This window comes from Aerosakkonema funiforme FACHB-1375, assembly GCF_014696265.1.
Taxonomy (GTDB): Bacteria; Cyanobacteriota; Cyanobacteriia; order Cyanobacteriales; family Aerosakkonemataceae; genus Aerosakkonema; species Aerosakkonema funiforme_A.
On record NZ_JACJPW010000104.1, the window covers coordinates 19,430 to 29,240 of the forward strand.

General features: G+C 41.7%; 8 protein-coding genes. 2 read left to right on the top strand and 6 right to left on the bottom strand.

Annotation, left to right across the window (positions count from 1 at the left end; translation table 11 throughout):
• Nucleotides 1-15: 15 nt before the first annotated feature.
• The 6 genes from H6G03_RS29185 to H6G03_RS29210 all read right to left on the bottom strand — a co-directional run bounded on the left by H6G03_RS29185 (nt 16) and on the right by H6G03_RS29210 (nt 8,579).
• Complete coding sequence (locus H6G03_RS29185) at nt 16-780, bottom strand: CheR family methyltransferase (protein WP_242060492.1); 765 nt, start codon at nt 778-780, stop codon at nt 16-18.
• Nucleotides 781-1,011: 231 nt separating this feature from the next.
• The gene (locus H6G03_RS29190; protein ID WP_190472627.1) at nt 1,012-2,772 is read right to left on the bottom strand and encodes a methyl-accepting chemotaxis protein; all 1,761 of its coding nucleotides are present in this window, start codon (nt 2,770-2,772) and stop codon (nt 1,012-1,014) included.
• Between the two features lie 61 nt (nt 2,773-2,833).
• Nucleotides 2,834-3,922, bottom strand: a complete 1,089-nt coding sequence (locus tag H6G03_RS29195) for a protein-glutamate methylesterase/protein-glutamine glutaminase (protein ID WP_190472630.1) — start codon at nt 3,920-3,922, stop codon at nt 2,834-2,836.
• A 96-nt stretch (nt 3,923-4,018) separates the two neighbouring features.
• Nucleotides 4,019-5,668: a methyl-accepting chemotaxis protein gene (locus tag H6G03_RS29200; protein ID WP_242056816.1), complete on the bottom strand. Its 1,650-nt coding sequence runs from the start codon at nt 5,666-5,668 to the stop codon at nt 4,019-4,021.
• Between the two features lie 73 nt (nt 5,669-5,741).
• Nucleotides 5,742-6,257, bottom strand: coding sequence for a chemotaxis protein CheW (locus tag H6G03_RS29205; RefSeq protein ID WP_190472633.1), 516 nt, complete (start codon nt 6,255-6,257; stop codon nt 5,742-5,744).
• A 39-nt stretch (nt 6,258-6,296) separates the two neighbouring features.
• On the bottom strand, nt 6,297-8,579 hold the full coding sequence (locus H6G03_RS29210) for a chemotaxis protein CheA (protein WP_190472637.1): 2,283 nt from the start codon (nt 8,577-8,579) through the stop codon (nt 6,297-6,299).
• A gap of 399 nt (nt 8,580-8,978) precedes the next feature.
• On the opposite strand from H6G03_RS29210, the gene H6G03_RS29215 reads away from it, so the two are divergent.
• Nucleotides 8,979-9,356: a response regulator gene (locus H6G03_RS29215; RefSeq protein ID WP_190472640.1), complete on the top strand. Its 378-nt coding sequence runs from the start codon at nt 8,979-8,981 to the stop codon at nt 9,354-9,356.
• A complete protein-coding gene (locus H6G03_RS29220; protein WP_190472643.1) occupies nt 9,353-9,739 on the top strand; it encodes a hypothetical protein in 387 nt (128 codons plus the stop codon). The genes H6G03_RS29215 and H6G03_RS29220 overlap by 4 nt, the downstream gene beginning before the upstream one ends.
• The last annotated feature ends 72 nt before the right edge of the window (nt 9,740-9,811 follow it).

A 9,811-nucleotide genomic window follows, 5' to 3' on the forward strand; every position in this document is an offset into this window, starting at 1 on the left:
TGTATTTATTTTATTTTAATATGATTTACTGTGCGGTTTGTAACAGATTGCTTTGTCAATTTGAAAATGCTCAAACCCAGGATAGCTTGACTTAAAAAAATTAGTTCCCGGTCTAATTTTTGTGGGATCGATTAAGATTGCTCCAGAAACAGGTGGAAAATCTTCATATGTATTCAAAGGCGTTTCTCCACTACCAAGAAATAAATACCCGTTGGGGGATAAAACTTCTCGAACTTTGTCCAAAACGGCTTTTTTGGTTTGCCAATCGAAATAGATGAGAACGTTACGTAAAAAGATAATGTCAAAAATGGTCTTTTCCAATGAATCGGTAACTAAATTCATTTGGCGAAACTCTACCATTTCACGAATGTTATCTTTTAGTTGCCATATCTTGCCAGAGTTTTGGAAATATTTCATCAAGAGCGTTTTGGGTAGCCCTCGCATAATTTCCATCTGGTGATAGCTTGCAGCGCGGGCGCGGGCAATCATTTCATGAGATAAATCTGTGGCAAGTAAACGAATTTTCCAAGTTGCTAGTTCGGGAAATTGTTCCCATAATAACATGGCGATACTGTAGGGCTCTTGACCGCTGGAACACGCAGCACACCAAATATTGAGAGTTTGTTGTGTCTGTTTTTTACGTATTAATTCGGGTAAGATAGTTTTGGCGATCGCATCAAATGGATAGACATCTCGAAAAAAAGAAGTTTCTGTCAGAAGCATAGCTTCAATTACTTGGATATGTAAATGATTAAAGGGCTGAGATTGTAGTTTATTCATTAACTCTCCCAAGGAATTTAACTTCATCTTAGTAACTAGAGGCGCTAAGCGTAAGTCCGCTAAATATGCCTTGTCACTGCTTATGACAACTGAGGAATACCCACGCACTAATTCACGAAGATAATTGAAATCGTAAAAGTTTATAGACATCTACATTAATTATTTTTTTGGCTTTCAACTGTTTCGAGATATTGAAGAAGTAACCAGGCATATACTTTTAACTCAAAAGCATTACTGAGAGCAGAAATTGGCGACTGAGCTTTGGAGTTTATTGACAACAACAGCTAATCCATCTAAAGAGGTTGTCACTTCTTCTGATTTTTGGGCAGTTGTTGTAGAAATAGCATTTACTCGCTTGACAGTAGCTGTAATTTCCTCTGCTGAGAAAGTCTGTTTTTTACTGGCGGAAGTGATGTTTTCCACCAAACCGTTAATTTCGCGACTGACTTCAATAATCGCAATTAAATTAGTTTTAGCAGCCGCCGCAATTTGCGTTCCTTCTACTACTTGTTGATTACCAGATTCCATCGCACCCATTACACGACTAATTGCATCCTGAATGGTGTGGACAATTTGGTAAATTTCTTCAGTAGCAGAAGCAGAACGTTTAGCTAACTTACGGACTTCTTCAGCAACTACGGCAAAGCCTTTTCCTTGCTCTCCGGCTCGTGCTGCTTCAATTGTAGCATTAAGAGCGAGTAGGTTTGTTTGAGATGCAATATCAGAGATAGAAGTGACAATTTTACCAATTTGTCTCGATCCTTCACCCAAACACTTCATCATTTCCGATGTTTCCGCTATTGTTTCGCGAAGCCGATCGATTGCCGAGACAGTAAGGTCTACAGCTTTGCCACCCGTTTCGGCTCGTTTAGCAGCTTGTTGGGCGACTTGTTCGGCTCGTTTAGCAGCTTCTGAGACTTCTTTAATAGAGGCGACCATTCGTTCCAATTGCCGTAAAGTTGCTTCAATTTGTGAGGCTTGGCTGCGGGCTTGTTGGGCTAGTTCAGTGGTATCGCCTACTGATACTTTGGTAGCTTGGTTAACTTGGTCAGTGGCATTTTGAATGTCGATCGCAACTTTACGTAAAGAACCGACCAGATAGTTAAAGGAATCTGCTATCGTTCCTAAAATTTCGTTATCAACTTGTGCTTTAACTGTTAAGTCTCCCTTCGCTGCCCCGTTAATTTCTCTTGACAATTCCAGCACTTGTTGCATTAAACAATCTGTTTCATTTTTTCGTTCATTTGCAAGTTTTTCTAATCGTGCTGTTGCTTCTTTTTGTTGCGTGATATCAAAGCGAATCCCAATGTATTTAACGATCTTGCCTTTTTCATCAAAAATTGGTGCGATGGTTGAATCGACCCAATAAAACGAGCCGTCTTTGCGTCTGTTATTGATTTCCCCTTTCCAGGTTTGGCCACTAGAAATGGTAGCCCAAAAATTTTTAAAGAATTCTTCCGAGTGATAACCAGAATTGACAAGTCGGTGGTTTTGTCCGATTAACTCCTCGCGGCTATAGCCAGAAATTTCACAAAATTTGTCATTGACAAAGGTAATATTCCCTTTGCGGTCTACCTCGCTGACAATCGCGGCTTCATCGAGAACGTGTTGGCGGTTTTCAATTTCTTGCAGCAATCTCGCTTGTTCTACTGTTAAGTCTTGGAGTTTTTGTGCAGCCTTTTGGTTGTTCAAATCAGTAATTTGATTTTCAAACTTAACTGCCATTTGGTTAATATTTTCAGCGAGATCTTGCACGAAATCGTTTCCCTGTAATTGAGGAATGCGAGTATTGAATTTGCCATTAGCAATTTCTTCGATCGCCTGGGAAATTAGAGCGATTTGCTGTAGGATATTTTCTTGTTTTTTGGCGCTTTTAAACAAAATAGGAACAACAGCCCCTGCTAATAAAGCGGTAAATATGCCGCTGGCAAAACTAAAATGACTGGATTGAAAAGCTGGGATAGTGAATTGTAAGAGTAGGTTAGTCCACATGATAAAATCCTTAAAAAGCCGAGTAATTTTGAGCGAAAAATTCCGAACAATAATAAATAAGTTACTGTATGCAATTAGCGACAGAGCGCAGAATTTCCGCTGCTATTTGGTCTAGAGGCAGCATTTTATCTGCTAAACCTGCTTTCGCCACAAATCCGGGCATCCCCCAGACGACGCTGCTGGCTTTGTCCTGCACGAAGATTTGACCTCCGGCTGACCGGATGCCTTCGCAGCCTCGCAAACCATCATGACCCATGCCGGTGAGTACAACTGCAAGAGCTCCTGCACCATAGGTTTGGGCTACCGATCGAAACAGTACATCCACCGCAGGACGGCAAGAATTTTCTGGAGGGCTTTGGTGGATGCGAAGTTGAACGATAGAGCCAAGGCGATCGACACTCATGTGAAAATCGCCAGGAGCGATATAAGCCGTACCGGGCTCTAATTTCGCGCCATCAAATCCTTCTATAACCGGGATTTGGCAACGAGCGTTCAGCCGTGTGGCTAGGCGTTGGCTAAACATTGGCGGTATATGCTGCACGATCAAAATTGGGACGGGAAAATCTGCTCTAAATTGGGGTAAGATTGCAGCCAAAGCGTTTGGGCCTCCAGTTGATACTCCGATCGCGATCGCCTCTATCGGTTTGGGATTTCGGATTGCCCGTTTTCGATAAGTTAATTGTTGGTTGATTGAGGACGTTTTTAAATCCCGATCTGAATTCAAAGTAGTAGTTTCGATCGATTCGCCACAAAATACTTTAATTTTGGGAATAAGTTCCTGACGGAGATGCTGATTAGCTGCCTCAATACTGCCCATTTGAAAAGGTTTGGTTACATAATCTTTAGCTCCTAAAGAAAGTGCTTCCAGTGTTGCAGTAGCGCCTCGTTCCGTAAAGGCACTGAACATAATCGTCGGGAGGTTAGGGTAAGTTTTGCGAATCGCTGCTAATGTCTCCAGGCCATCCATTTCTGGCATTTCTACATCTAGGATGACCAAATCCGGGTTGACTTGGGCAATCTTCGCGAGAGCAATTTGACCGTTGGCAGCAACTCCCGCGACTTCTAAGGCCGGGTCATTAGATAAAACTTCACTTACCCGACGACGCACCATAACAGAATCATCAACAATCAAGAGGCGAATTTTACGCATTAGTAGTTAAGAAAGGATAATTGGCAATCGCCGAGGCGTAAATAGTCGCGTTAGTGGGTAATTAATCGAGAGAATTACCCACTAATGATGACTGGTTTAATATTTGAATTGGCTGACCAGTGTTTGCAATTCTGCTGCTAACAGAGCGAGTTGGTCGGCAAATTTTAAAGTTTGGCTAGCTACATCTGTGGTACTTTGAGCTGCTTCGGCAACATTGTTAATGTTATTTGCAATTTCTGATGTACCCTTAGCAGCCCCAGCAACGTTCCTGGCAATTTCATTTGTCGTGGCAGTTTGTTGTTCGACGGCACTGGCGATGGTATTTTGGAAATCGTTAATTTGGTTAATAATCGCTGTAATTTGTGCGATCGCTGCTACTGCGCTTTTGGTATCGCTCTGAATAGTTTCTATTTTTTGACTGATATCTTCAGTTGCTTTTGCAGTTTGCTTGGCTAATTCTTTGACTTCATTAGCGACGACAGCGAAACCTTTGCCCGCTTCTCCGGCTCTTGCCGCTTCAATAGTAGCGTTTAAAGCTAATAAGTTGGTTTGTTGGGCAATTGAAGTAATCACTTTGACGACATTACCAATCTCAATGCTACTTTGGCCAAGTTTGGCGATAGTTTGGTTGGTGCTTTGGGTCATTTTAACGGCGTTAGTTGCTACCATCGCTGCATCAGTCGCACTTTTAGAAATTTCCTTAATGCTGGCGCTCATTTCTTCTACACCAGTGGCAACAACTTGGGCATTTAAGTTAACTTCATCAGCAGAAATTGAAGCAGAATTAGCTTGTCCTGATGTATGTTCTGCATTTTTATTTAGCTGTTGGCTAACTTTGGTGAGGTCTTCCGAAGCATGGGCAAGTGCTTGAGCGACTGAGGCAATTTTTCGCACTGAGTCGGTTAAATTGCTCGTCATTAAGTTGACGTTATAACTTAGTTGTTTGAATTCGCCAACTGTTTTATTTTCGACTTTTTGGGATAGGTCACCTTGCGCGATCGCTAAAGTCATTTTCGTAATGGTTTGAACTTCTTCTTTGAGCTTTTCAATCATCTGGTTAATATTTTCCGTGAGGTCTTTCCAGATACCGGTTGCTCCGGTGAGGACTGCTTTAGTGCTGAGATTTCCTTCTTGACTGAGAAGTTTTGCCACGCGATTTTTTTCGGAAGAGTAGCAAGCGATATTGTCAATTAGTTGGTTAGTTGTGGTGCTAAGGCGAAGCAAGTCGCCTTTGAGCGATCGCCCTTTGATTTTGGTAGGTACTTTGCGGGATAAATCTCCCGCCGCTAATGCTGCTAGAGCTTGTTCGGTTTCTAGGATGGGTTGACCTAAAGTTTCAACTAAAGTATTAATTGCTGTGACGCTAGTTGCCCAATCACCTTTTACTGAGCGCATACCCATTTTTTCGGTTAGTTTACCTTCTTCTCCAATATCATTACTAACTCTGACAATACCGTTGGTCAGGTTTTGATTTAAGCTGAGCAATCCATTAAATACTTCAGCAATTTCACCCCATCCATTATTTTCTGATAAGCGCACGCTAAAGTCGCCATCTCTAGCACTCTTAAGAACTGACAGTAATTCGTTCCAATGCTCAGACGTAATTTTAACTCGATCGAGTTGACTGCTTTCTAGTTGAGAAAGCGGCTCTGGATCGGATAATTTTTGCGTGACTTTACTGCTCGGATTACTTGTTTTTTTAAAAAACAAAAATCTTGCAATTCTTTTGCCATTGTAAGTATCCATGCTAGCTCCATTTGATTAATTTAACCGATATTGAAATTGCCAATAATCAATATCATACAAATATTCTTCAATATCAATCCGATCTTTTGCTAACCTCAAAAACTTTTTCAGTGTCGAGAATGAGCAACAGGCGATCGTTTAGTTTATAAGCTCCTTGAATTAACTCGCGTGCTTTGCCTTTGAGCGTTTGTGGAGGAGGTTCAAAAGAGCATTCGGAAATTTCTAAAACTTCTCCTACTTCATCAACCAGCAAACTGATTACTTCATCATTTGCCTGCACGATCGCATTGAGAGGCAGTTGCTCTAAGCTGGGAAAAAAGTAATTAAATAGATTAGATGTTGAAGAATTCCTCCACGCCATACTGCTTTTTTGATAAGTAGGATCGGATTCAGATATATCCAAACACTGTCGCAGATCTATAGCCGGGACAATTTGACCGCGTAAGTTAATCAATCCTCGGACAGCTGGAGGTGCTAAAGGTACGCGGGTAATTGATTGATAGCGAATGACTTCTTGGACTTTTTTTACGTCTAAGCCAAAGCAGATGTTAGCTAAATAAAAGGTGCAAAACTGGTGAGTATGAGCCATATAAATTGAGTATTTTCCATTAATTACAGGTGTGATTTACTAATTAGATATCCACTGATTAAGTGCTTCTAGGTCTAAAATTTCGGTAACTTGGCCTTTAATGACAGCGATCGCATTAACTCCCGGACGACTTGTCGCGGCAGTAAAAGTCAGTTTTTCCATGACAATATCGAGGATGCGGCTGACTGCTAATCCGACTGTCTGTCCATTTGAGCAAGACACGACTATCATTTGCAGAAGTTGGTTTTCTAATAAGGATGAGTGGGAATTATTAGTTCTGGTAGTTGCTCCCTTTTTCTTGGTACAAGATAATGGCTGAGGACTAAATACACTAGCTAAATCAATCAGCGGCAGAATGCGATCGCAATATTGAACGATCGTCAGATCGCCTACTTTTTCCACAGCAGTAATGGGAATTTCTTCTAAACGCAAAACCATTGAAAGCGGAATAGCCATGCGACTCTTAGGCAAACCTTCAAACAGTAACAGCATTTCTCGCCCATCATCTGTCTGTTGCTGGGATGCGCCTTCCTGTTCTAAGCGAGCTTTTGTTTGTGCTTCGGAAAACACGCCAGAACGCTGCGCGATGCTACGCACATCTAAAATCAAAGCAACTCTTCCGTCTCCCAGAATAGTTGCTCCGGCAAAGCCAGGTGTATCTTTTAGCAATTTCCCTAAAGGTTTAACCACAATTTCTTGAGTATCGTCGATCGAATCTACCACTAAACCAAAAGGTGTATTGGCTTGCACGACAACGACGATATTCACTACTTCATCTAGAGATTGTAGATTTGATTTTTGTTCTTTATTTTCTAGCTGAAGTTCTCGATTTAAGTAAACGAGGGGTAATAATTTACCTCGCAAACGATATACGGGAGCTTTGTGAATGTATTCAATGCCTCGCTTAGCTTGTTCTCCTTCCAAACGCACCAATTCTGCTAAACTCATTTGCGGAATCGCGTAGCGATCGCCTGCACTGGTAACAATTAACGCCGGAATAATTGCCAGCGTTAAAGGAATCTTGAGTTTAAACACAGTACCTAATTTGCGTTGGCTGGAAATTTCAACCACACCCCCGACTTTTTCAATATTGGTTTTCACCACATCCATACCGATTCCCCTTCCGGATAAGCAAGTCACTTTGTCAGCCGTGGAAAACCCTGGCAGGAAAATTAAGTTGATGGCTTCACCGTCACTCAAATGATTAAACTGTTCGCCAGTAATTAATCCCAAGCTTAGTGCTTTGTTTTTGAGTCGTTCTGGATCGATGCCAGCACCATCATCGATTATTTCAATATTTACGTAACCGCTTTCGTGGAAGGCATACAAGCGCACTTGTCCTGACTCGGGTTTGCCGGAAAGTTTCCGTACATCAGGCATTTCAATTCCGTGGTCAATACAGTTGCGAATGATGTGAGTGAGAGGATCTTTGATTGCCTCGATGATAGTTTTGTCGAGTTCGGTGTCTTCACCTTCGATCTCGACTTGCACTTGCTTTCCGGATGCGATCGCCATATCCCTGATCGCACGCGGAAACTTACTCCAAATCGTGCTAATCGGCTGCATCCGGGTTTTCATTACAGCTTCTTGCAACTCGGTAGTGACGCGATTTAAATTTTGAGATGCTGCTTCAAATCCTGCTCGATCCTGGATGGAGTCGAATTGCAAAATTTGGTTGCGAACTAATACCAGTTCTCCCACCAGGTTGATCAACTTATCTAATAAGTTGATGTCTACTCGGATCGAGGGCACGGTTTGAGCTGCTGCTAATGGTGTGGGTGCTTCCTTACTGTTGACTTTGCCATTTTTGGTCTGATTATCATATATAGAGGGTTTTGTCAAATTAGGGATTTGCGTATAATTACTGGGTACTGAAGGCGGTGTACTTAGGGAGTCCGCAACGTTTTCTGAATTTAGCGCTATAATTAAATGCTTATCTTCATACGCTGTGTGCTGTAAATCATTTAGTCTTTGAATCAGTTCCGAGTAGTCAGAGTCACTCTCTTCTCCGGTGGCATTAATACAGATACAGCTTTGGTGAATAGTATCGACGAGTTGCAGTAAGGTGTTGATGATTTCGATATTTAATATTAATTCCTTATCCCGCACGCGACTGAGCAAATTTTCCCCAGCGTGGGTGAGCGCTTCCAGCTTACCAAACGCCATAAAGCCGCAGTTTCCCTTGATAGTATGCAGGGAACGGTAAATCCGGACGAGCAAATCTTTGTCTGTGGGATTTTGTTCTAAATCAACTAGATCTCGCTCGATATGGCCGAGATTTTCGTAGTTGTCTGCTAAAAATGCTTTGATATCTTCATCCATATTGATTTATAAATAAAGCTCAAAAAAATTGTGAATTACTTGTGCAAAAATTGCCTTCACTTTCTCTAAGATAGATTTGGCAATGGTTTCAGCCTCTTCTGAGCGTCATTCAATTTTGGATGAGATGATTGTCCATCAGACGTTCATCGGGCGTTTGATATATTTTTGATAGTCAGATATCTGTATTATACAGAACAAATAAAGTCATGTTCTGGGTGATTTAGGTAAGAGCTTAAAAGTATCAGTAATAATACGTAATCTACCTAAATAAAGTACCGTATTAATACTCGATATAAATATAAATAAATCGTGTTAGGAATAAGTAGTTACTTTCAAGTTGGAGCGAGCAAAAAATTTAGCAAAATTTCAATAACTACTACTAAATAATAGGAGAATTTAATGCCTTTAATTCTAATGATTGATGATGCAGCCTTTACGCGCCGGATGCTGCGTAAAGCATTGACAGCAGAAGGTTATGAAGTCCTGGAAGCAACTAATGGACAAGAAGGACTGGAGATGGCGGCAATCCACAAACCGGACTGCATTTTAGTTGACCTACTAATGCCCGATATCGATGGCTTTGGGGTATTACAAGCAATGCGCGATCGGCGATCGACTATCCCTGTCATCGTAGTGAGTGCAGATATTCAAGTAGGAGTTCGACAACGCTGTATGGAATTGGGAGCTGCGGGCTTTCTGAACAAACCACCCAAACAAGAAGAATTGCGCCAAAAAATTACACAAGCTTTAGGATACACTCAGGAGATGGCGCAATGAACTTAACAACCAGTCAGATTGATGCAATTCAGGAACTGCTTAATATTGGTGTGGGTCGTGCTGCCAACGTACTCAACGAGATGTTAGATGCTTACATTCATTTGCAAATTCCTTACATTAAAATTAAATTGCCCCAAGAATTGCAACGAGAAATGCAAACCAGTTTCGGCAGGGGACGGGTAGCTGCGGTACGCCAAGATTTTTCAGGATCGTTTTCGGGCATTGCAGAGCTAGTTTTTCCCACAGACAGCGCTTGTATGCTAGCGGCTATCCTGACGGGTGAAGAACTGGGAACGCCAGACTTGGATGCGGTGAGAATTAGTACCTTGAGTGAAGTTGGTAACATCTTAAGTAGTCGGACAAAAGTAATCGACACTGTATGAACTTTTGTTAAGGCACTTGCAGGAGTGCCTTCGCACAGCGTGCCGTAGGCATATCGTGCATCGGCACAATTA

Coding starts and splice junctions, on each gene's coding strand:
- H6G03_RS29185 (WP_242060492.1), bottom strand. CDS start 780: ATGAATAAACTACAATCTCAGCCCTTTAATCATTTACATATCCAAGTA.
- H6G03_RS29190 (WP_190472627.1), bottom strand. CDS start 2,772: ATGTGGACTAACCTACTCTTACAATTCACTATCCCAGCTTTTCAATCC.
- H6G03_RS29195 (WP_190472630.1), bottom strand. CDS start 3,922: ATGCGTAAAATTCGCCTCTTGATTGTTGATGATTCTGTTATGGTGCGT.
- H6G03_RS29200 (WP_242056816.1), bottom strand. CDS start 5,668: ATGGATACTTACAATGGCAAAAGAATTGCAAGATTTTTGTTTTTTAAA.
- H6G03_RS29205 (WP_190472633.1), bottom strand. CDS start 6,257: ATGGCTCATACTCACCAGTTTTGCACCTTTTATTTAGCTAACATCTGC.
- H6G03_RS29210 (WP_190472637.1), bottom strand. CDS start 8,579: ATGGATGAAGATATCAAAGCATTTTTAGCAGACAACTACGAAAATCTC.
- H6G03_RS29215 (WP_190472640.1), top strand. CDS start 8,979: ATGCCTTTAATTCTAATGATTGATGATGCAGCCTTTACGCGCCGGATG.
- H6G03_RS29220 (WP_190472643.1), top strand. CDS start 9,353: ATGAACTTAACAACCAGTCAGATTGATGCAATTCAGGAACTGCTTAAT.